The sequence below is a fragment of the Ramlibacter tataouinensis genome (assembly GCF_001580455.1).
Taxonomy (GTDB): domain Bacteria; phylum Pseudomonadota; class Gammaproteobacteria; order Burkholderiales; family Burkholderiaceae_C; genus Ramlibacter; species Ramlibacter tataouinensis_B.
On sequence record NZ_CP010951.1, the window covers coordinates 1,366,551 to 1,387,605 of the forward strand.

A 21,055-nucleotide genomic window follows, 5' to 3' on the forward strand; every position below is an offset into this window, starting at 1 on the left:
AAGCATGCACCAAAGGCGCCCTTGCGTGACAGGCGCTAGTCCCGCTGTTGCAGCAGCTGGTGGGTGTGCAGTGCCACCAGCGTGCAGACCGCGCCGGACAGCAGGTACAGGCTCACTGCGCCCAGTCCGAACCGGGCCGACAGGCCCAGGGCGACCAACGGCGCGAAGGCCGCGCCGATCAGCCATGCGAGGTCGGTGCTCAGCGCCGCGCCCAGGTAGCGGAAGCGCGGCTGGAAGTTCGATGCCATCGCGCCGGCCGCCTGCCCATAGGACAACCCCAGCAGCACGAAGCCGACCAGGATGAACAGGTTCTGGCCGGCGTCGCCACCACCCAGCAGCCAGGGCGTGGCCAGGCTGAACGCACCGATGGCGATGGCCAGCGCGCCCAGCGTGCGGCGGCGGCCGATGCGGTCGGCCAGCCAGCCCGATACCGGCATCGCAAGCGCGCCGAGGACGGCACCCGCCAGTTCCACGCGCAGGAACTGCGCGATCTCCTGCTGCGAATACAGCGCCACCCAGGACAGCGGGAACACCGTGACCAGGTGGAACAGCGCATAGGAGGCCAGCGCCGCAAAGGCGCCGATCACCACATTGGAGCCCTGAGCCGACACCAGCTCGCGCACGTCGCAGGGTTCCAGTTCATGCGCTTCCAGCTGGCGCTCGTACTCGTGCGTCACCACCAGCCGCAGGCGCGCGAACAGCGCCACCACGTTGATGGCGAAGGCCGCGAAGAAGGGGTAGCGCCAGCCCCAGTCCAGGAAGTCGGCCGGCGACAGGTTGGCCCACAGGTAAGCAAAAACGCCGCAGGCGACCAGGAAACCCAGCGGCGCGCCCAGCTGGCCCAGCATCGCGTACCAGCCGCGGCGCCCGGGCGGCGCGTTCAACGCCAGCAGCGAAGGCAGGCCGTCCCAGGACGCGCCCAGCGCCAGGCCCTGGCCCAGCCGGCAGACGGTGAGCAGGGTCACGGCCAGCATGCCGGCCTTGGCGAAGCCGGGCAGCAGCGCGATGCCTACCGTGGAACTGCCCAGCAGCAGCAGGGCCACCGTCAGTTTCACGCTGCGGCTGAAGTGGCGCTGGATCGCCATGCCGGCCAGCGTGCCGATCGGCCGGGCCACGAAAGCCAGCGCCAGTAATGCAAAGGCATACAGAGTGCCGTTCAGCCGGTCCGCGAACGGGAAGAACACCGCCGGGAAGACCAGCACCGAGGCGATGCCGAAAACGAAGAAGTCGAAGTACTCCGAGGCGCGCCCGATCACCACGCCCACGGCGATGTCGGCCGGCGCGACGCGGGCTTCATCGGGGGAGTTGTCGGGGGTTGCGCCGTGGGCGCCTGCGAGGGGAGAGGGGGCAGAAGTCAGGGTCGCGGTGCCAGCAAAAGTCATGAATACAGCTCAACAAATCCCAAGGCCCCTTGGACAAAATGTCCAATGGTTGACCTGCGTCAATGTCGCTACATTGCGGGCCAAAGCGCAACTGGTGTTTCCCCTGCGCTTGTAACAAAGCCCATGATTTTCCCGCTCCGTTCCCTGGCCGCCCGCGCGGCCGCCATTGCCCTGGCCACCGCGTCGCTGACCGGCTGCGACTGGATCGTGATGAACCCGCACGGCGACATCGCCCGGCAGCAGGCCCAGCTGATCCTGACCTCCACCTTCCTGATGCTACTGATCATCGTGCCGGTGATCGCGCTCACGCTGTTTTTCGCCTGGAAGTACCGCCAGTCGAACACCAAGGCCGAGTACGCCCCGGACTGGGACCACTCCACCCGGCTGGAACTGGTGATCTGGGGCGCCCCGCTGCTGATCATCATCGCCCTGGGCACGATCACCTGGATCAGCACCCACAAGCTGGACCCGTACCGTCCGCTGGAGCGCATCGATGCGCAGCGTCCAGTGCCGGCGGACGTCAAGCCGCTGGTGGTGCACGTGGTGGCGCTGGACTGGAAGTGGCTGTTCGTCTACCCCGAGCAGGGCATTGCCACGGTCAACGAGCTGGCGGCGCCGGTGGACCGGCCGATCCAGTTCCGAATTACCTCTTCCAATGTCATGAACGCGTTCTACGTGCCCGCGCTGGCGGGCATGATCTACGCGATGCCGGGCATGGAGACCCAGCTGCATGCCGTGATCAACCGTCCCGGCAGCTATGAAGGCATGTCGTCCAACTACAGCGGCGCCGGCTTCTCCGGCATGCGCTTCAAGTTCCTCGGCATGTCGGACGGCGACTTCGAGCAGTGGGTCAAGACCAACCGCGACAGCGGCCAGGACCTCACCCGCGCCGCCTACCTGAAGCTGGAGCAGCCGAGCGAGCGCGAGCCCGTGCGCCGCTACGGGAAGGTGGAAGGCGGCCTGTACGAGGCCGTGCTGAACCGCTGCGTCGATGGCGAACAGATGTGCCAGAGCCAGATGATGGCCATCGATGCCGCCGGCGGCGGCGGCAAGGGCGGCGTCACCGGCCTGACCCAGCGTCCCTTCGCCGGCGCGCAGCAGCGCGCCGTGGTCGCCGCCCTGTGCACCGTCGACAACCCCCTCGGCCTGCCGCAGTCCGAGCCGGCCGAAGCGGCCGCCCGCAACTGATTTCCGCCTCGCAAGAAATGTCCGACCTGAGCCAACTGATCTTCGGCCGCCTGAGCTGGGCGGCGATTCCCCTGCACGAGCCGATCCTGCTCGCCACCTTCGCCGGCGTCGTCCTGGGCGGTATCGCGGTCATCGCGCTGCTCACCCGGTTCCGCCTGTGGACCCCGCTGTGGCGCGACTGGATCTGCAGCATCGACCACAAGAAGATCGGCATCATGTACATGGTGCTGGGCCTGGTGATGCTGCTGCGCGGTTTCGCCGACGCCATCATGATGCGCATGCAGCAGGCCGTCGCCTTTGGCGGCGAAGCCGGCTTCCTGCCGCCGCACCACTACGACCAGATCTTCACCGCCCACGGCGTGATCATGATCTTCTTCGTGGCGATGCCGCTGGTCACGGGCCTGATGAACTACCTGGTGCCGCTGCAGATCGGAGCCCGCGACGTGGCCTTCCCCTTCCTGAACAACTTCAGCTTCTGGATGACGGTGGGCGGCGCGGTGCTGGTGATGGTCTCGCTGTTCATCGGCGAGTTCGCCACCACCGGCTGGCTGGCCTATCCGCCGCTGTCGGGGATCCTCCAGAGTCCGGGCGTGGGGGTGGACTACTACCTCTGGGCATTGCAGGTCGCGGGGGTGGGAACGACGCTGTCGGGCATCAACCTGATCGTCACGATCATCAAGATGCGCGCCCCCGGCATGAAGATGATGCGCATGCCCGTCTTCACCTGGACGGCGCTGTGCACCAACGTGCTGATCGTCGCCACCTTCCCGATCCTGGCCGGCACGCTCGCGCTGCTGTCGCTGGACCGCTACGTCGGCACCAACTTCTTCACCAGCGACCTCGGCGGCAATCCGATGCTGTACGTGAACATGATCTGGATCTGGGGCCACCCGGAGGTCTACATCCTGATCCTGCCGCTGTTCGGCGTGTTCTCCGAGGTGGTCTCCACCTTCAGCCGCAAGCGCCTGTTCGGCTACGCCTCGATGGTGTACGCCACGGTGGTGATCACCATCCTGTCGTACCTGGTGTGGCTGCACCACTTCTTCACGATGGGTTCCGGCGCCAGCGTCAACTCGTTCTTCGGCATCACGACCATGATCATCTCGATCCCGACCGGGGCGAAGATCTTCAACTGGCTGTTCACCATGTACCGCGGCCGCATCAAGTTCGAGCTGCCCATGCTGTGGACGGTCGGCTTCATGGTCACCTTCGTGATCGGCGGCATGACCGGCGTGCTGCTGGCCGTGCCGGCGGCCGACTTCGTGCTGCACAACAGCCTGTTCCTGATCGCGCACTTTCACAACGTGATCATCGGCGGCGTGGTGTTCGGCATCTTCGCCGGCATCAACTACTGGTTCCCCAAGGCCTTCGGCTACAAGCTCGACGAGTTCTGGGGCAAGGTCTCCTTCTGGTTCTGGCTCGTCGGCTTCTGGGTCGCCTTCACGCCGCTGTACATCCTGGGCCTGATGGGCGTGACGCGTCGCATGAGCCAGTTCGACGACCCGTCGCTGCAGATCTGGTTCCAGGTCGCCGCCGTCGGCGCGGGCCTGATCGCCATCGGCATCGGCGCCTTCCTGATGCAGCTGCTGGTGAGCTACCTCAAGCGCGACCAGCTGCGCGACGTCACCGGCGACCCGTGGGGCGGCCGCACGCTGGAGTGGGCCACGGCCTCGCCGCCGGCCGACTACAACTTCGCCTTCACGCCGGTGGTGCACGACAGCGACGCCTGGCATGACATGAAGCAGCGCGGCGCGCAGCGCCCGACGACCGGCTTCAAGCCGATCCACATGCCGAAGAACACCGCGGCCGGCTTCGTGATCGCCATGCTCGCCACGGCCATGGGCTTCGCACTGATCTGGCACATGTGGCTGGTGGCCGGCATCAGCTTCCTGGCGATGCTCGCCGCGTCGATCATCCACACCTTCAACTACGACCGCGACTTCCACATCCCGGCCGACGACGTGACGCGCAGCGAAGACGCGCGCACCGCGGCCCTGGCCGCGGCCTGATCGCCCGGGAACGACAAGATGGCATCCACGACCACCCTCACCGCCCACGGCGCGCCGGTCTTCTACGACAACGGCGACCACCACCCGCAGCAGGGCACGCTGCTGGGCTTCTGGCTCTACCTGATGAGCGATTGCCTGCTGTTCGCCCTGCTGTTCGCCGGCTATGCCGTGCTGGGACGCAGTTATGCCGCAGGCCCTTCGGGCGCCGACCTGTTCGACCTGCCCCTGGTGGCGGTCAACACGGCGCTGCTGCTGCTCTCGTCGATCACCTACGGCTTCGCCATGATCGGCATGCAGCACGGCAAGAAGAAGCACCTGCTCGTGTGGCTGGGCATCACCGGCCTGCTGGGCCTGGGCTTCCTGTCGCTGGAACTCTACGAGTTCGCGCACCTGATCCACGAAGGCGCGGGCCCGCAGCGCAGCGCCTTCCTGTCCAGCTTCTTCACGCTGGTCGGCACGCACGGCCTGCACGTCACCTTCGGTGTGGTGTGGCTGGTGACACTGATGTTCCAGGTGGGCAAACTGGGCCTCACGCACGAGAACAAGCGCCGCCTGGTCTGCCTGTCGATGTTCTGGCACTTCCTGGACGTGGTCTGGATCGGTGTCTTCACCTTCGTCTACCTGATGGGAGTGCTGCAATGAGCGGGCAACACACTGAGCACCACGATCACCACGACGGCGACATCGGCTACCACGCCACCGTCAAGGGCTACGCCATTGGCTTCGCGCTGTCGGTGATCCTCACCGCCATCCCGTTCTGGCTGGTGATGGGCAAGATCTTGCCGGCCAGCTTCACCGCGCCCGTCATCCTGAGCTTCGCCGCCGTGCAGATGGTGGTCCACATGATCTACTTCCTTCACCTCAACGCCGAGGCGGAAGGCGGCTGGTCGCTGCTGGCGATGGTGTTCACCGTGGCGCTGGTGGTCATCATGCTGGCCGGCTCGATCTGGGTCATGTACCACATGAACACCAACATGATGCCGGTGCACGACATGCAGACCATGCGCAACATGCCTTAAGGCATGCCCTGACGATGGACGCCGAAGCGCGCGGCCCGCGGTCCAACGCCACGCTGGCGCTGGTCCTGGGCTTCGCGCTGCTGGCGTTCATCGGCTTCGTGGCGCTGGGCATGTGGCAGCTGCAGCGCCTGGGCTGGAAAGACGCGCTGATCGACCGCGTCGACCGGCAATTGCGGGCCGCGCCCGTGCCCGCGCCTTCCTCCAACGCCACGTTGACGCGCGAAGCCGACGAATACCGCCGCGTCAGCGCGCAGGGCCGCTTCGACTACGGCCGCGAAGTGACGGTGCGAGCGGCCACTGCGCTGGGCACCGGCTACTGGGTGCTGACCCCGCTGCAGCGCGCCGACGGCTCCTGGCTGCTGGTCAACCGGGGTTTCGTGCCGCCGGAACAACGCGCTCAGATTCCCCGCAGTGATGAAAGCGCGTCGGTGACCGGCCTGCTGCGCCTCAGCGAGCCGGGCGGCAGCGTGCTGCAGGCCAATGTTCCGGCCGAGGGCCGCTGGTATTCGCGCGACGTCGCCTCCATCGCGCAGGCGCAAGGCCTGGCCGGCCCGGTCGCGCCCTTCTTCATCGACCTGCAGGCCACGCCGGCCACGGCAGCCGCCTGGCCGCGGCCGGGGCTGACCGTCGTCCAGTTCAAGAACGACCACCTCGTCTACGCCCTCACCTGGTTCGCGCTGGCCGCTATCATGGCCGGCGCCATGACCTACCTGGTGATCGACGAGCGGCGCCTGCGCCGGTTGACGGGAGCGCGCTGATGCTGCGTCCCCCGCCCGGCAGCGCGCCCGAGCGGATTGCGGGCCGCAAGAACCTGCTGCAGCTGGCGGAGTTGCGCTGGCTGGCGGTGGCCGGCCAGCTGGCCACCATCCTGCTCGTGCATTTCTCGCTGGGCGTGCGGCTGCCGCTGGTGGAGATGTTGACGCTGCTCGCGGGGCTGGCCATTTTCAACGTGGCCAGCATCCTGCGCGCGCGCCTGTCCCTTCCCCTGCGCAACGGCGAGCTGTTCGGCACGCTGCTGGTCGACGTGGCGGTGCTGACCGGGCAGCTGTACTACTCCGGCGGCATCACCAATCCCTTCATCTTCCTCTACCTGCTGCAGGTGGTATTGGGCTCCGTGCTGCTGCGGCGCCGCTACGTGTGGGCAATGGTGGCCGCCACGGTCCTGTGCTTCGTGGCCCTGACGCAATGGCACCGCCCACTGGCCGTGCCGGGGCTGGCCGCGGAAAACCTGTCGACCGACTACCTGGGCGGCCTGCTGTTGTGCTTCGTGATCGTGGCCTCGCTGCTGGTGGTCTTCATCGGCCGCATCAGCCGCAACCTGCGCCAGCGCGATACCAAGGTGGCCCAGCTGCGCCAGCGGGCCGCCGAGGAAGAACACATCGTGCGCATGGGCCTGCTGGCCTCCGGTGCGGCGCACGAACTGGGCACGCCGCTGGCCACGCTGTCGGTGATCCTGGGCGACTGGGCCCGCATGGCGCCGTTCGCGGGCGAACCCGAGCTGCGCGAGGAGATCGAGGAAATGCAGCGCCAGATCGAGCGCTGCAAGTCGATCGTGAGCGGCATCCTCACGGCCGCCGGCGAAACGCGCGGCGAGGCCGCCGCCGAGACCACGCTGCATGCCTTCCTGGACGGCCTGGTGGAAGACTGGCGCCGCACGCGCAGCGTCGCGTCCCTCGCCTATGAGCGCCAGGATCTGCCTGACATGCCCTTCATCTCCGACGCGGCGCTCAAGCAGATGATCCACAACGTGCTGGACAACGCGCTGGAGGCGGCGCCGGCCGGCGCGCCGCTGCAGCTGGCAGTGAGCTGCGACGACGACGCGCTGAGGCTGTGCGTGCGCGACCGCGGTCCGGGCTTCAGCGCCGCCATCCTGCAGCGCCTGGGCCGCCCCTACCAGTCCACCAAGGGCAAGCCGGGCCGCGGGCTGGGCCTGTTCCTGGCCTTCAATGTCGCACGCGTGCTGGGGGGACAGATCCAGGCGCACAATCGGCCCGACGGCGGCGCCGAGGTGGTGATCACCCTGCCGCTGGCGGCGCTGTCCGCCGAATCATTGAAATGAGCGATGGAAGCTGAGCGCGTGTTGCTGATCGTGGAGGACGACGACGCCTTCGCGCGCACGCTGCAGCGCTCGTTCGAGCGGCGCAGCTACCGCGTGCTGCGCGCAGCGAGCCTGGAAGACGTGAAGGGTCTGATGGCAGTAGACGACCCCCCGGGCTATGCCGTGGTGGACCTCAAGCTGGCCGGCGACGCTTCGGGCCTGGCCTGCGTGGAGTACCTGAACGGGCAGGATCCGGAGATGGTGATCGTGGTGCTGACCGGCTACGCCAGCATCGTGACCGCGGTCGAGGCCATCAAGCTGGGCGCCCGCCACTACCTGGCCAAGCCGGCCAACACCGACGACATCGAGGCGGCCTTCGGCCGCGCCGAGGGTGATCCCGATGTGGGGCTGACCGAGCGCAAGACCTCGATCAAGACCCTGGAGTGGGAACGCATCCACGAGATCCTGGCCGAGACCGGCTTCAACATCTCGGAAGCGGCGCGGCGCCTGGGCATGCACCGCCGCACGCTGGCCCGCAAACTGGAAAAGCAGCGGGTGAAGTAGCCAGTGTCCTGTGGGACAGGGAACTAACCCGCGAGCGAGAAGCCTTCTGCCACGTTGGCGACGTTGATGCCCATCTCGGCCACCGCGTAGCCGCCTTCGAGCACGAAGACGGTCGGCAAGCGGGCCGAAGCGATCAGGCTGCCGATCGTCGTGAAGTCAGCGCTGTCCAGCAGGAAGCCGGAGATCGGGTCGGCCTTGTAGGCGTCCACGCCCAGCGCCACTACCAGTGCCGAGGCGCCAAAGCGGGCCACCGCCTCGAGCGCGATGTCCAGTTCGCGCCGCCATGCATCGAACGCCGTGCCTTTGGGCAGCGGCCGGTTCAGGTTGAAGCCTTCGCCTTCGCCTTCGCCCCGTTCGTCGGCGTAGCCCAGGTAGAACGGGTATTCGGTGGCCGGGTCGCCGTGGATCGAGACGGTGAGCACGTCGGCGCGCCGGTAGAAGATGCTCTGCGTGCCGTTGCCATGGTGATAGTCGACGTCGAGGATGGCAACGCGCGCGTGTCCGGCATCACGCAGCGTCTGCGCGGCCAGGGCCGCATTGTTCAGGAAGCAGTAGCCGCCGAAGAAATCGCGGCCGGCATGGTGTCCGGGGGGACGGGTCACCACCAGCGCGCCGCGCTCGCTGCCGGAAGCCACGCGGCGCGCGGCTTCGATCGCGCTGGCCGCGCCGGCCAGGCAGGCGTCCCAGGTGCCGCGCGTGATCGGTGAGCCGGCGTCGAATGCATAGCGGCCTACCTGCGCGGAAAAATTCTGCGTGGGTGCGTCGCGTCGCAGCCCCTGGTTGGGCCACACCGAAGGCAGTATGTCGAAGGACGCGTTGGCCGAGTCCAGCGCAATCCAGTGGTCCCACGCCTGGCGCAGAAACGCCAGGTAGCGGAGGTCGTGCACCGACTCGACAACCGTCATGTCGGCGCGGACCGCAGGACGCTCCACCCGCGCGAAACCGCGGCGATGCAACTCGCCCAGCACCAGCTCCGCGCGCTCGGGCACCTCGACGCACTCGACCAGCCGGCCACGGTACATCTCGTGGCGGCCGGCATGCTCGCGGTGCCGGTCATTCTGCAGGATCAGCATGCGCCCACTATACGTTTAGGGCCTGACTACTTCGACTGGCCGGCCTGGACCGTCGGCCTGAGCATCCAGGCCAGCGTCTTGCCGTGCAGGCTCTGGATGTACAGCCGGTCCGGGGTTTCCGTGACGGACGTGGTCTCCGGATAGGCGCCGGTGGGATCCTGCAGGTCGGCCACCACCTTGCCGTCCTCGGTGAACGCGAAGACGTGCCCATGGTCCTTGGGCAACGGCCACAGCGCCCGCGGCAGGCGCAGGATCAGCTTGCGCATGAAAGGCTGGTCAGACAGCTTGTCGGCGTCGGGGTTGCGCGGCTTGACCAGGCCGACCCAGATCTTTCCGTCCAGCCCCCGCATCAGGTTGTCCGGATACCCGGGCAGGTTCTCCAGCAGCGCCACCTGCGCCGGCTTGTCGCCCTGCAGGGACAGCTTCCAGATGCGGAACCGGCCGGTCTCCGCCAGGAACAGCGATTGCTGGTCCTGGCTCAGCGCGATGCCGTTGGCGAACGAGAATCCGCGGGCAATCACCCGCGTGGCCTTCGTCGCCGGGTCGTACTCCAGCACCCGGCCGGAGGCGGCTTGCTCGATGAGCTCCAGCATGCTCGCCTCCATGATCCCGCCGCCCTCGCGCGGGCCGAATCGGGTCGATGCATCGCTGAAATAGATCCGGCCATTGCGCGCCACGGCCACCGCGTCCGCGAAGCGGATCGGGTCGCCATCCACCTTGTCGGCCAGCAAAGTCACCTTGCCGTCCGCGGCGATCGAGACGAGGCCCCGGAACGCATCGGCGCCAATCAGGTTGCCTGCCGCGTCGAAATCGAAGCCGAGGACACGACCCCCGGTCCGCGCGAACACCTCCTGGCCGCTGCCGTCGGCGTTCATGCGCAGGATCTTGCCGCCGTCCACCGCCGTATACAGCTTGCCGTCGGGCCCGATGGCAACGTGCTCGGGACCGGTCTCACCCTTCAGGTCGATGTGCTGCAGCCGGGCCAGGCCCTGGTTCGCGGCATGCGCGCCGGCGTAGCCGGGTGCGGTGGGCGCGGGCCATCCGACCGGTTCCACCGGCAGGGGCCAGAGCGCCAGATAGGCGGCCAGCGCAATCACGACCAGCGCCAGGCCGGCCAGGATCTTCTTCATGTTGCCTCCTTCGCGTCGGCGGCATTCAAATGTTACAAGCAATCGGCGCGGAAGGCCATGCGATGCTAGTGTCCTGTCTCAGAAATAGCTTGCATTTCGTTCGGATGCCTGCGGGGATGATCGGTGGGTGGCCAGAGGGGGTCAAGACTGGGCGTCTTGACCCCCTCTGGACGCACGCCGAGGGCCCCGCAGGTGCCGAACCCTTCGGGCGGCGCCGTATCGGGGCGCATGCCGCGTTGCGGCCACGGGTCAAGCCGCCCAGGCTTGACCCGCACCCGCGCCTTGCCTGCGCCCCGATACGGCGCCGCGAAATGCAAGCTATTTCTGAGACAGGACACTAGGCTTTCTCGATGAACACCGAAGCAGCCCCCTCCCATGGCCATGACCATGGCGACCCGCGGTGGAAGCACGACGGCGTGCGCGTCATTCCCGGCCACCAGCTCGACCCGAACACGGCCCAGACGCCGGGGATGGATCGCAAGGCGGCGATCACCTTCGCCCGCGTGGGGGCGCAGAAGCTCTGGGCCGGCACCGTCAGCATCCACCCCAACGCCAAGACCGGGGCGCACCACCACGGCCACCTGGAAAGCGTCATCTACGTCGTGAAGGGCCGCGCCCGCATGCGCTGGGGCGAGCACCTCGAGTTCACAGCCGAGGCCGGCCCGGGCGATTTCATCTACGTGCCGCCCTACGTGCCGCACCAGGAGATCAACGCGAGCCCGACCGAAACGCTCGAATGCGTGCTGTGCCGCAGCGACGGCGAGGCCGTGGCGGTGAGCCTGGACATCGAGCCTGCCGAGCAGCCCGAGCAGGTGCTCTGGGTGGACCCGACGCACCCGCACGGCGGCGTCTAGCGGCCGCTCGGCCGCGCAGCGCCCGCGCCCTGGTGGGCCACGCGCCGATCAGGCGAACGCGACTTCGGCCAGCTCGGCAAGCGCCCGGGTGACGGCTGCCGGCTCCTCCATGCTGGCCATGTGACCGGCCTGCGGCAGCCGCAGGCGCGTCGCGCCCGGGATGCGGGCCGCGAGTACATCGGCGATGGCGTTGTTGTAGGCGTGATCGCGGCCACCATCCACCACCAGCGCAGGAACCGCAATCGATTCGAGACGCTCGTGGACCGGCGGTGCAAGGTTGCCGGCGGGACTGCCGTGAAGCCAATACCAGCCGCTGTAGTCGGCGATCATCGCGTCGAACTCGTCGCGCGCCGCAGGAATCCCGCGCAGTGGGGCAAACAGGCTGCACGAGCGCCAGATCGCCTTGGCCGCGTCGACGCCGCGCTCGGCAGCGGCCGAGCGCAGTTGAGCCACCAGCAGTTGGAGATCCGCCGGAAACGGCGCGCCGGCACCGATCCCAGCGCAGATGAGGCCGCAAGCGGCGACCTGTTCGGGCCGCGCGAGCGCGAGCTCCAGCGCATAGAGGCCGCCGCTCGAGTGGCCGACAACCACTGCGCGCTGGACGCCCAGGTGATCGAGCAGCGCCCCGGCATCCTGGTAGTGGCAGAACGCCCCGGTCGGGAGCGCCGACTGCCCGAAGCCCCGTGCGTCGTAGGTGATCACGTCGTAGCGCGACGCGAACGCCTCGACCTGCCGGCGCCACATCCGGTGATCCAGCGTCGTGCCGTGGATGAAGAGCAGGGTCGGACCGCTTCCCTGGCGCTCGAAGTACAAGCGTGTACCGTTGATGTCGGCGAACATGGTCCGATGGGTCCTTGGCTGACAGTCACACCCCGTGCGTCGCCACGGCGGGCTCAAGCGCAGTGTGCCCTGCGAGGGCCGTTCGTACAAGCGTCGCCGGGGCCGTCGGCGACCGCACGGACAAGGTTCGCGAGTCCCTGAAGTCGCGCGGGGTCGTGATCGGCTCCTGCAAGCAAGGCAGCCGGGTCGAAGGCCAGCGCCGGGTCAAACAGGCAGCTTGTCCCTTCCGTGCACCCTCGAGCCTTTCGCCGGCGCCGCCGCCGCGCCGACACAGAATCCGATCCGGTTCGCCGGATCCCAGGGCGAGCCCTTGGCGCGATCGAAGCGCACCTTCACCAGCCAGCCGTCGCAATCGTGTGAGACGGTCACCACCGCGAAGCCGTCGCCGCGCGACGGGGACCAGGTCTCGACGCAGCACCGGTAGTCCTGCCCTTCATGCGAGAAATCGAATGTCTCGCTGCCCGCGAAGTCCTCTTCGATGCCGTTGGCGAACGGATAGGGCGCGTACAGCGCCGAGCTGTGGATCGAGTGCGCGACGACCGCCACGCCGGGGACTCCCACCTTGCTGATCTCGATGCGGGCGACATTGGACACGTGCGCATCCCCCGACAGGAAGATGACATCGTCGATCCCGCGCTGATAGACCCTGGCCAGCAGGCGATGCAGCGATGCCGGGAACCCATCCCAGCCGTCCGAACGGAGCGCCGCGGCGACGCCGGCGCCGCGCGTCTCCAGATGACGCGGAAGCACCATCGGCGCGGAGACGAAAAAGCGCGGGCCCGGGACGCTCTTGTCCGCCAGCCACCGGTCCAGGGCCAGGGTCTGATCGTCACCCAGCATGCTCGCGGTGCCGACCGAGCAGGCCGTGCGCGGATCGCGCGACGTTCTCGCATCGGCCCAGAAGAAGGGAAATCCGTGGACCAGCTTGTCATCCCACAGCTTCGGTGGTGACGCCGCGTCGAACTCCGTGTCGCACTGGTTGCGAAGGAACTCCCGGATGCCCCTGCGCTTCAGGCGCTCGGTTTCCCTGCCGTCATGGGCGCCGGCCGGGTCGGGTTCCCAGTTGTCATCGATCTCGTGGTCATCGAGCCGCATCACCGTCGGCAGCCGGGACAAGACCGATCGCGGACCTCTCGCCCCGAAGAAGGCCTCATAGGAAACGCGATACCGGTCATCGAGCCGCCGGACATCGAACAGGCCCGCCGTCGCATCGGCATAGATCTGGTCGCCCGCCAGAACCAGGAAATCGGGTTTCGGCGGCTCGGCTTCCCCGCCCGCGGCGCGCTTGTCCTCGAGGCAGTCCAGCAGGCGCCGGTAGGAAGCGTCGCTCGGGCCTCCCGGCGCCTTGTCCGGTGTGCCAGGAGGCGTGCGATCCAGGATGCCCCCAGGGTACTGGCAGCTCGCGAGCGCGAAGCTTCTGGGCGAGGTGGATGCCTGCGACAGACGGCGGTGGGTCAGGTACAGGACGCCCAGGCCAAGCTCGACGCTGCTCGCGCTGCGCAGCGTGCGCTGCACCGAATCCGCCATCTCCAGCGCCATGCCGGCCAGCTCCTTCGACACGCCGCGGTCGGTCAGGGTCACACCTTCTGGATCGGCGGCGATCGCAGCCAAGCCCGCCAGCCCCATGCCACCTGTCTTCGTCCCGGCAATGTGGGCAGCCAGTGCATCGCTGGCGTGGTCGATGCCGGGCTGAATGGCGGCCGACTGGCTGTACAGGACCAGGACCAGAATCCCGGATGCGCCCGCCGGCAGGGCGTAGTCATTCAGCTCGAAGGTGTAGCGGGTCGCCGGATTGTTCCGGGACACCGGTTCGAGCGCCCTCCATGCGACCAGTTCGACGAGCCGATCCGAGGTGGGCTCCACCGCCTGCCCGTTGGCGTCGACCGGCAGATAGCGGTCTCCGCTCCGGTCTACGCTCCGTCTCACCGGAACCAGCAGCGCCGCCACCGGAGCGCCGCTGGCGCTCTCGTCGCGCAGAGAGCAGCGCTCGCCGCCGGCCAACGGAAGGGGCGCGCGTACGCCATAGGCAGGGATGCGTGCCGCAAAGGCGTCCTGGACGACCGCGGGCTCGGCTGCCGTGATGGCATCGAACGCGCCTTCGAAGAAGCCGTTCACGTCCTTGAGCATGCCCGTGGCGGGACTGCCGATCAGCAGGTCCTGGTGCCCTGCTTCGTACAGCTTGCGCAGGAAGCTGCCGTTGAACCTGGCATCACTGTCCAGCAGAACCTTCCGATAGCGCTCCGGCGTGCGGTTCGACGCCAGGCCATTGTTCGAGCCGTGCACATGCATGACGGGAAAGCGGATGCTGTCGCACAGTCGATCCGGCCGGATGAATTCGTTGAAGCCTTGCTTGGTCGTGATGGCCCGAACGCGCGCGAAGTGCACCGCCTGCGACACCGTCTCGATGCTCAGGGGACCGAAGTGGTCGTCGATGTAGTCCAGCATCCTGGTCGTGACGTTGTTGACGTTGAAATCGCGGCCGTAGAGCGCATCCATGCGATGGCGCGTGCCGACCCAGGGCGTCCGGCGCCAGGGTGGCCAGAACGGGTTCTCGCGGTCGAACTCCTCTTCCGGGTAGGGCAAGGTGGCCAGCAGCCGGTCGACCATCCGGTCGAACTGCGTGCGCTGGCCGGTCGGCCGGAACTCGTAGTCGCCCAGCGGCAGGAAGTGCCTGAGATACTGCATCGCGTAGGCGCGGAAGGTATTGGCCGGCGTGAACACCACGGCGGGCGCCACCTGCGACATCACCAGGCGCCGGATCCTGTTCGGCAGCTCTTGCCGCAGTTCCGGGAAACGGTCGTAGCGCGAGCCCTTGTTGCCCAGGAGCGCCATGCCCAGCATCGCCGAACCCATGCAGTGCGCGAACACGTCGATCTGTTTGGCACGGGTCATCGAGCAAACCTGATGTACCGCCACCGGAATGTCGGCCATTCCGACCTGCTCGAAGTTCCACGGCGCCTTGGCATGCGGCATGCCGGCGCTGGTGCGCATGTCGACGATCCAGACGTCGCGGCCGCGTTCCCAAAGGGAGGTGGCGATGTTGGGCTGCACCGCATGGTGGGCGAACGTGGTGCCGCTCGCGCTGTATCCATGAATGAGCAGGATCGGTGTCTCGATCGCCTGCTGCGCGGCCCGGTTGGCCTTGATCGCTTGCGCCCGCTTGCGGCCGGAGTGCGGGTAATGCGTCAGCCGCACCATCACGGCTTGGCCGTTGCGCGGACCGTCGACCGGAAACTCGTGGATCTGCGGCTGCGGCAGGCCCGGCACGTAGCCCGGAAGCCGGCGAATGTCGCGCGGCTGCGGCTCGTCCGGCAGCCTGAAACTCCAGGCGTGGATGTGAAGCAGGATCCTGGTGAGGTAGAGGCCGAGGGAGGCCACATCGACCAGCGCCTTCACGTGGTCCTGCTGCTGCACGATCCTGAACAAGGGGACCTGCTGGCGCGCCAGGTAGCCCAGATCCAGCGTGAGGACAGGACTGCCCCGCATGCGCGGGAACTTCGTCAGCGACACCTCCGACAACTGCCGCCAGGGATTCGCGCGCCTCGAGTAGGTCAGCTCCTTGGTGCCCTCGATCGGCTTGCCTTCGAACCACTGTCGGACATCGGCCGGCAAGGTCGGCGATTCAACCTTGACGATCCGGAGCTTGTATTCGAACAGGCGCGCGCCGCCTGCACGTGAACTCAAGGCCCACAGGCTCTTGACCCGCTCGATGACCTCCTGCGCAAGGCCCTTGTCATTCTCCGGCGCGGGACCCCCGGCCTTCCATCGATCGATGGTCCAGAGCACCGAGTCGCGAAGGCCTCGATTGAGCAACCATGCCCAAAGGCCTCGCCAACGGCGGCGCAAGGGCGATGTCGGCTTGTAACTGAAGACCCTGAGCGATCCCTCGACCGTCGCGGTCAGGAGGGCTTTGTCTTTCGGCGGCTCGCTGTCCTCGGGCTGCTTTTCCGCGAATACGCGCAGCAGCCCGTGAGCGGCCTGCGCGTGGAGTGTGGCGGCCTGGGTCCCGGACATCAGGTCCTTGATGGCGATCGGGTCGAAGCGCAAGGTCAGTTCGACGTGCGGGGCCGAGCCGCCGGAGCCCGGGATGCCCCGGATGGCCACCGGGCCGGACAGGCGCTCGAGCACTTCGACCTTGGTGTCCTGCGGAGCCTCGGCACGTCCCGGCGCCTTGAGTCCCGGCGCCTTGATGAAATAGGGGCGGCAGCGGATCTTGTCGTCCTTCGGGGTCGTCGCTGTGTAGCCCCACTCGCTTCGCAGTTGCCCCATTGCCCTGAGTGCCAGGCTGGCGATCGTCAGCGCGGGGTTGATGCCGAGCGAGGCGGGGACGATGGAGCCGTCGAGGACGACCAGCCCTTCATGGACCGCGCCCGTCGCGCGCGACGCGGCGTCGAAGACACGGCCACATGCGTCGACGACGCCGGAAGCAGCGTCATCGCCCATCGGACACCCGCCAAGCGGGTGCACGGTCAGCAGCGGGCCGGACTCACCCCCCAGCAGATCGTTGAGTTCCGCGGGAAGCATTCGCCACATCGGGTTGGGCAATGCGCGGGCGGGCGAGGCGCCTGGGCGCGAGATTTTCAACAGCTTCTGGTATCGCTCATGCCGGGCCAGCAGCTGCGGATCGTTCTTGAGCGTGGGCCACTGGATGGTCGCGGCACCGTCGCCGTTGTCCCAGGCATCGCTCGCATTGAGCTTCATCACACCGTCTGCGCTGTCGTGGCCGATGATGGCGACGACCAGGGTCTTGTTGATCTTCGCGGGGTCGACGGCGCAAACAACATCCGGCATATCTTGCTTGTGCCGGTCTTCGTCCGACTTCGCCAGGAGGTGAACCGCGGCCGACGTGGTGACGACCTGTTCGAACAGGGACCGCAGCGGGCCGGGCACCGCCAGGTCCTGGATGACCATGCCGTCGGTATCGCGGTCGCGAAGATCGACCATCCCCGTGATCGTCGGGCCGACTTGCCTGGCAGCGGGGACCGAGGACGGGTCCTCGTCTTCGTTGCCTGCGCAGTTGGCTTTTTCGGGGCCGTCGTAGGCAGCGGCGATCAGGTCGCCGTTGGACGACACTTGGTGCCCGAGCTTGTTGGACAGCCTGAGGCCTTCGCCCTGCGAGCGCAGCAGGATCTCGGTCGAGCCGAAGGTTCCGGCCGCCAGCACGACGCGGCGGGTGCGAATCACCGTCGCTTCCCCTTGTCGGCGCCGAAGCTGGCGGTCGGTGTGAACCACGTGCAGCTGCCACACGGGCTTCTCTGCCAGGTCGAGCTTTTTGTCGATCTTCAGGACGGTCGCGCCGGTAAACAGTTCAGCTCCGTATTGCCTGGCTTCCGCCAGCAGCGTCACATCGAGCGAGACCTTGGCGTTGTGGTTGCAGCCGGTCGCGCAATCGCCACAGCGGACGCACGCATCGATCCGGATGCCCGCATCGGTGTGGAATCCCTGGGCCGGCGTATCGGTCAGGGCGACCGTGATCGGGAGGGGATCCACCCGCACGCCCTCGTGGAACTTGCCCATGGCCTGGTACTTGAGCGGCGGGGGGCCGGCCACGTCTTTCACCGTGTGCATTGCGCCCAGGCGCTGCCGCAGGGCCTCTCCAGTCTTGAGCAGGCTGTCAACGGTCCCCTGTTGGCGGAGCGCTGCCGGCCAGCGCAGGGAAGCGAAAACCTCCTTCTTCGGCAGCGCCATCACGCCCGCGTTGATCAAGGACCCACCACCCAGCCCGTTGCCCACCACGGCGCAGAGGTCATCGCCGATGCGCACATCGAAGAGCCCCTTATGCATGCCGCGCGCATGGTGCGCCTTCATCGTGGAGAAGCGAACATGGCCCGGAAGCTCGGCCATCCGGGATGGAAACGACCCCGGAAGATGCTCGCTGCCACGCTCCAGCACGCAGATGCGCCGGTCCCCTCGAGTCTTCGCCAGTTCCGCGGCGGCGACGGAGCCGCCGTAGCCGGTGCCGACGATGACCACGTCGAAGTCGATGCTGTCCACCGTGCGCCCGGAATCTTGCTCCAGCCGCGCCACCAGCGTTTCAAAGCCCTTCGAGAGCCAGCGCGTGGCTCTCGGCTCAGGCGTGTCCATGCTGCCGGGCGGCGATTTCTTGCTCATGGTTCGCGCTCCTTGCACTGACTTCGAAGGTGATGGCCTGGTGCAGCGTCTCCGGCGAGACGGGCTTGTGCAGCATCGCGATCCCCGCGTCATGCGCATCCTTGATGCGATCGGGGGCGGTGTCCCCGCTGATCAGGATGGCCGGCACGGCCGGATGCAGGGCGCGCAGCTGCTCGATGGCCGTGATGCCGCTCTCTTCTCCCCGCAGCCTCAGATCCACCAGCAGGATGTCGGGCGTGATCGACTGGCACTGCGTGACGGCTTCGGCGATGGAGCCCGCCAACCGCACTTCGCAGCCATAGGCCTGCAACAAGGTTTCCATTCCCGTCCGGACGGCCTCTTCGTCGTCCAGCACCAGCACTCGCGTTCCTGCCAGCGACGCGCTCGGATGCGATGCGTCCAAGGGGCGGCCGGCGCCCGCGGCAGCCGCCCTCGTCCGGCGGCCCCTGGGCACCGTGATATCGAATCTCGTCCCGAGGCCCGGCGATGAATGCAGCTCGATCGTGAGCTCAAGCAGCTGTGCCAGGCGGCGGACGATCGAAAGCCCCAGCCCGAGCCCACGGGTGCGGTCCCGCTCCGGGTTGTGGAGCTGATAGAACTCCTCGAACACGCGGTGGTGTTCGGCCTCGGGGATCCCGATCCCGGTGTCCTCCACGCTGAGCAGCCAACGATAGTCGCCCGCCGCCGCGACGCGCACCGCGATGCCGCCGCTTGGTGTGTACTTGATGGCGTTCTCCATCAGGTTCCTGACGATGCGGGCGAGCAGGACCTCATCCGTCTCGCCATAGGCATCGGGCGGACATTGCGTCGTGAGTGCCAGGTGCTTCGCCCCCGCCACCTCCAGGTACTCATCGCGCAAGCGCGCGAGGAAATCGGACATCGAGAAAGTCGTCGGGTTGACGGGGACCACCCCGGCATCGAGCTTGGACACGTCGAGCAGCGTGTCGACTTGGGCGTTGAGCGTCTGCAATGCCGTGTTCATGTGGTTCGCGATCTGGCGCGTCGGCTCGTCCAGGGGCCGCATCGTCAGCGCCGCGGCAAACAGCGAGAGCGTGTGCATCGGCTGGCGCAGGTCATGGCTGGCCGAGGCCAGGAAGCGCGTCTTCGCGCGGTTGGCGGCTTCGGCTTCCTCCAGCGCGGAGCGAAGCTGGCGGTTGAGCTCCGCCTGTTCCCGCCGGATCGCGAACGACTCCTTCAGCAGCCGGAACGTGTCGCGGGCCAGCTGCAGCATCAGCCCCCCGAAAACAAGCACCAGCGAGGCCACGAAGAAGTCCACCCAGTGGGGAGAGCCCACCGGGGTGCCTAGCGCCCACATGACGCTTAGCGGCAGGAGGGTCGGCGCGATGAATGCCAGGAACACCGGGCGGTAGCCGCCGGTCGTCGCGACCGAGCCGACGCACAGGGTCAGGAGAAGAATGGACTGCACCGCGCGCTCGGGCGTGTCGAGCGCCACGCCGAAACCGACCGAGGTTCCCTGGACCAGGCCGTTGACTGCGCTCATCAGCACGGCCACGCGCAGCTTGTCGGGAAGGTTCAGCGAAGCCGTGGGCAGGCCGCCCAGAATTTTCCAGCGCAGGATCAGCACGACGGCCACCACGCCGAGCCAAATCCAGGGGAGCACGCCGCCGAGCCGCTGCCACGCCATGGCGGCGATCAGCAGGGAAGACAGGAACACCGGCACGGGAACCCGCCGGGCCTCGCGAGCGAGCAGCTCGATCAACTCCTGGGCGGGCTCCGGACCGATGCGTTCGGTGCCGGCCTGGCCGTTGGACTTCATCGCGGCCTCAGGTGGCCAGGCCGCCGATGTGAAGCTCATGAACGCGGTACATGGCCTGGGCCCGCGAGTTGACGCCCAGGGCCTGGTAGATGGACCACAGATGGGCCTTGACCGTGCCCTCGGCAATGCTGAGTTCGCGCGCGATCACCTTGTTGGCCTTGCCCTGCAACAGGCATCGCAACACGGCGAGCTGCCGGCCGCTGAACTCGGGCACATTGGCGGCCTTCGCTGACGGCGCTGCCGGCGCGGCGGATCCGCCCGTGCTCAATGCGATGCGCGGCAGGTAGATGCCGTTGGCCAGCACCAGTCGCAGCGCCTGGATGGTCAGCGAGGTATCGGTGGTCTTCGGGATGTATCCGGCGGCGCCGGCATCGACGACACTGCGAATCAGCAGCGGGTCTTCGTCGCCCGAGACCACCACGACCGAAGCCCCCTCGTGGGCGGCCTTCACCTGCTGCAGGGCGTCCAGCCGACTGACCCCGGGCAGGTTCATGTCCAGCAGGATGAGGTCAGGCGCCTCCGCCGCCGGCAACGCAACCGCTTCGTCGACACTGCCGGCATCCGAAATTCGCACAGCCGGATCCAGCGCGGTGAGAAGCGTCTTCAACCCTTCGCGAAAGAGCGGATGGTCATCGACGATCAGGATGTGCATCGCGAGCCTCGGTCGCCCGTCAGGGGCTAACCAATGATAGGCAGCGCGCACTGGATAACAAATAAACCTTCGGCCCGACGAGCTAATCCATTTTCGGCGCGCCTAAACCTTTGGCCAAACCGGTTCGGTTCGGAGGGAACCCACCCAGGCCACTTCGGCCGGCGCACGCACGCCGCCCCTTGCGCGGGCTCATTGGATTGCTGATCGAGTCCGCAATCACCCAACCCGCCGGCCATCTGCCAAACCTTGGCCGGCGCCGCCATGCCTTCTGGATAGACGTCCGTGGGATTGAGATTCGAGAGCCGGTTTCCATACTTCGCCTGTCATTTCTCTCTCCCGTGGTGATACCCACCAGGGCGGACGGACGGGCGATAGAGCGGGCCCGCCAATGTCTAGATGTCAAACCGCTCGCAGGAGA

General features: G+C 67.4%; 15 protein-coding genes. 8 read left to right on the plus strand and 7 right to left on the minus strand.

Annotation, left to right across the window (positions count from 1 at the left end; translation table 11 throughout):
* Positions 1-35: 35 nt before the first annotated feature.
* Positions 36-1,382, minus strand: coding sequence for an MFS transporter (locus UC35_RS06610; RefSeq protein WP_061497378.1), 1,347 nt, complete (start codon positions 1,380-1,382; stop codon positions 36-38).
* Positions 1,383-1,505: 123 nt separating this feature from the next.
* Here UC35_RS06610 and cyoA point away from each other — a divergent pair, with 123 nt between their 5' ends.
* From cyoA to UC35_RS06645, 7 genes are read left to right on the plus strand one after another with little or no spacing between them, the layout of a single operon-like run.
* A complete protein-coding gene (gene cyoA, locus UC35_RS06615) occupies positions 1,506-2,570 on the plus strand; it encodes a ubiquinol oxidase subunit II (protein ID WP_082792747.1) in 1,065 nt (354 codons plus the stop codon).
* A 17-nt stretch (positions 2,571-2,587) separates the two neighbouring features.
* Positions 2,588-4,579, plus strand: a complete 1,992-nt coding sequence (gene cyoB, locus UC35_RS06620; protein ID WP_061497380.1) for a cytochrome o ubiquinol oxidase subunit I — start codon at positions 2,588-2,590, stop codon at positions 4,577-4,579.
* An 18-nt stretch (positions 4,580-4,597) separates the two neighbouring features.
* The gene (gene cyoC / locus UC35_RS06625; protein WP_061497382.1) at positions 4,598-5,221 is read left to right on the plus strand and encodes a cytochrome o ubiquinol oxidase subunit III; all 624 of its coding nucleotides are present in this window, start codon (positions 4,598-4,600) and stop codon (positions 5,219-5,221) included.
* Positions 5,218-5,598, plus strand: coding sequence for a cytochrome o ubiquinol oxidase subunit IV (gene cyoD, locus UC35_RS06630; protein ID WP_061497383.1), 381 nt, complete (start codon positions 5,218-5,220; stop codon positions 5,596-5,598). The genes cyoC and cyoD overlap by 4 nt, the downstream gene beginning before the upstream one ends.
* Positions 5,599-5,612: 14 nt before the next feature.
* On the plus strand, positions 5,613-6,356 hold the full coding sequence (locus tag UC35_RS06635) for an SURF1 family protein (protein ID WP_061497385.1): 744 nt from the start codon (positions 5,613-5,615) through the stop codon (positions 6,354-6,356).
* Complete coding sequence (locus tag UC35_RS06640; protein WP_061497387.1) at positions 6,356-7,657, plus strand: ATP-binding protein; 1,302 nt, start codon at positions 6,356-6,358, stop codon at positions 7,655-7,657. The genes UC35_RS06635 and UC35_RS06640 overlap by 1 nt, the downstream gene beginning before the upstream one ends.
* 3 nt (positions 7,658-7,660) lie before the next feature.
* Positions 7,661-8,200 carry a response regulator transcription factor gene (locus UC35_RS06645; protein WP_061497389.1) on the plus strand — a complete coding sequence of 180 codons (540 nt, stop codon included), beginning with the start codon at positions 7,661-7,663 and terminating at the stop codon, positions 8,198-8,200.
* Positions 8,201-8,223: 23 nt separating this feature from the next.
* Here UC35_RS06645 and UC35_RS06650 read toward each other — a convergent pair whose 3' ends face one another.
* Entirely contained in the window at positions 8,224-9,273 is a 1,050-nt protein-coding gene (locus tag UC35_RS06650) for a histone deacetylase family protein (protein ID WP_061497390.1), read from the minus strand.
* 26 nt (positions 9,274-9,299) lie between these two features.
* Positions 9,300-10,403, minus strand: a complete 1,104-nt coding sequence (locus UC35_RS06655; protein ID WP_061497392.1) for an SMP-30/gluconolactonase/LRE family protein — start codon at positions 10,401-10,403, stop codon at positions 9,300-9,302.
* Between the two features lie 350 nt (positions 10,404-10,753).
* Between UC35_RS06655 and UC35_RS06660 the strand changes: the two genes are divergently transcribed.
* Entirely contained in the window at positions 10,754-11,257 is a 504-nt protein-coding gene (locus UC35_RS06660; RefSeq protein ID WP_061497394.1) for a cupin domain-containing protein, read from the plus strand.
* 48 nt (positions 11,258-11,305) lie between these two features.
* On the opposite strand, the gene UC35_RS06665 is transcribed toward UC35_RS06660, so the two are convergent.
* The 4 genes from UC35_RS06665 to UC35_RS06680 form a co-directional block, all read right to left on the minus strand.
* The gene (locus tag UC35_RS06665; RefSeq protein WP_061497396.1) at positions 11,306-12,097 is read right to left on the minus strand and encodes an alpha/beta fold hydrolase; all 792 of its coding nucleotides are present in this window, start codon (positions 12,095-12,097) and stop codon (positions 11,306-11,308) included.
* A 204-nt stretch (positions 12,098-12,301) separates the two neighbouring features.
* Entirely contained in the window at positions 12,302-18,208 is a 5,907-nt protein-coding gene (locus UC35_RS06670; protein ID WP_061497398.1) for an alpha/beta fold hydrolase, read from the minus strand.
* Positions 18,168-20,024, minus strand: a complete 1,857-nt coding sequence (locus tag UC35_RS06675) for a hybrid sensor histidine kinase/response regulator (protein ID WP_082792751.1) — start codon at positions 20,022-20,024, stop codon at positions 18,168-18,170. Before UC35_RS06675 ends, UC35_RS06670 begins: the two co-directional genes overlap by 41 nt.
* Entirely contained in the window at positions 19,993-20,688 is a 696-nt protein-coding gene (locus UC35_RS06680; protein ID WP_145979360.1) for a response regulator, read from the minus strand. Before UC35_RS06680 ends, UC35_RS06675 begins: the two co-directional genes overlap by 32 nt.
* Positions 20,689-21,055: the final 367 nt, after the last annotated feature.

Coding starts and splice junctions, on each gene's coding strand:
- UC35_RS06610 (WP_061497378.1), bottom strand. CDS start 1,382: ATGACTTTTGCTGGCACCGCGACCCTGACTTCTGCCCCCTCTCCCCTC.
- cyoA (WP_082792747.1), top strand. CDS start 1,506: ATGATTTTCCCGCTCCGTTCCCTGGCCGCCCGCGCGGCCGCCATTGCC.
- cyoB (WP_061497380.1), top strand. CDS start 2,588: ATGTCCGACCTGAGCCAACTGATCTTCGGCCGCCTGAGCTGGGCGGCG.
- cyoC (WP_061497382.1), top strand. CDS start 4,598: ATGGCATCCACGACCACCCTCACCGCCCACGGCGCGCCGGTCTTCTAC.
- cyoD (WP_061497383.1), top strand. CDS start 5,218: ATGAGCGGGCAACACACTGAGCACCACGATCACCACGACGGCGACATC.
- UC35_RS06635 (WP_061497385.1), top strand. CDS start 5,613: ATGGACGCCGAAGCGCGCGGCCCGCGGTCCAACGCCACGCTGGCGCTG.
- UC35_RS06640 (WP_061497387.1), top strand. CDS start 6,356: ATGCTGCGTCCCCCGCCCGGCAGCGCGCCCGAGCGGATTGCGGGCCGC.
- UC35_RS06645 (WP_061497389.1), top strand. CDS start 7,661: ATGGAAGCTGAGCGCGTGTTGCTGATCGTGGAGGACGACGACGCCTTC.
- UC35_RS06650 (WP_061497390.1), bottom strand. CDS start 9,273: ATGCTGATCCTGCAGAATGACCGGCACCGCGAGCATGCCGGCCGCCAC.
- UC35_RS06655 (WP_061497392.1), bottom strand. CDS start 10,403: ATGAAGAAGATCCTGGCCGGCCTGGCGCTGGTCGTGATTGCGCTGGCC.
- UC35_RS06660 (WP_061497394.1), top strand. CDS start 10,754: ATGAACACCGAAGCAGCCCCCTCCCATGGCCATGACCATGGCGACCCG.
- UC35_RS06665 (WP_061497396.1), bottom strand. CDS start 12,097: ATGTTCGCCGACATCAACGGTACACGCTTGTACTTCGAGCGCCAGGGA.
- UC35_RS06670 (WP_061497398.1), bottom strand. CDS start 18,208: ATGAGCAAGAAATCGCCGCCCGGCAGCATGGACACGCCTGAGCCGAGA.
- UC35_RS06675 (WP_082792751.1), bottom strand. CDS start 20,024: ATGAGCTTCACATCGGCGGCCTGGCCACCTGAGGCCGCGATGAAGTCC.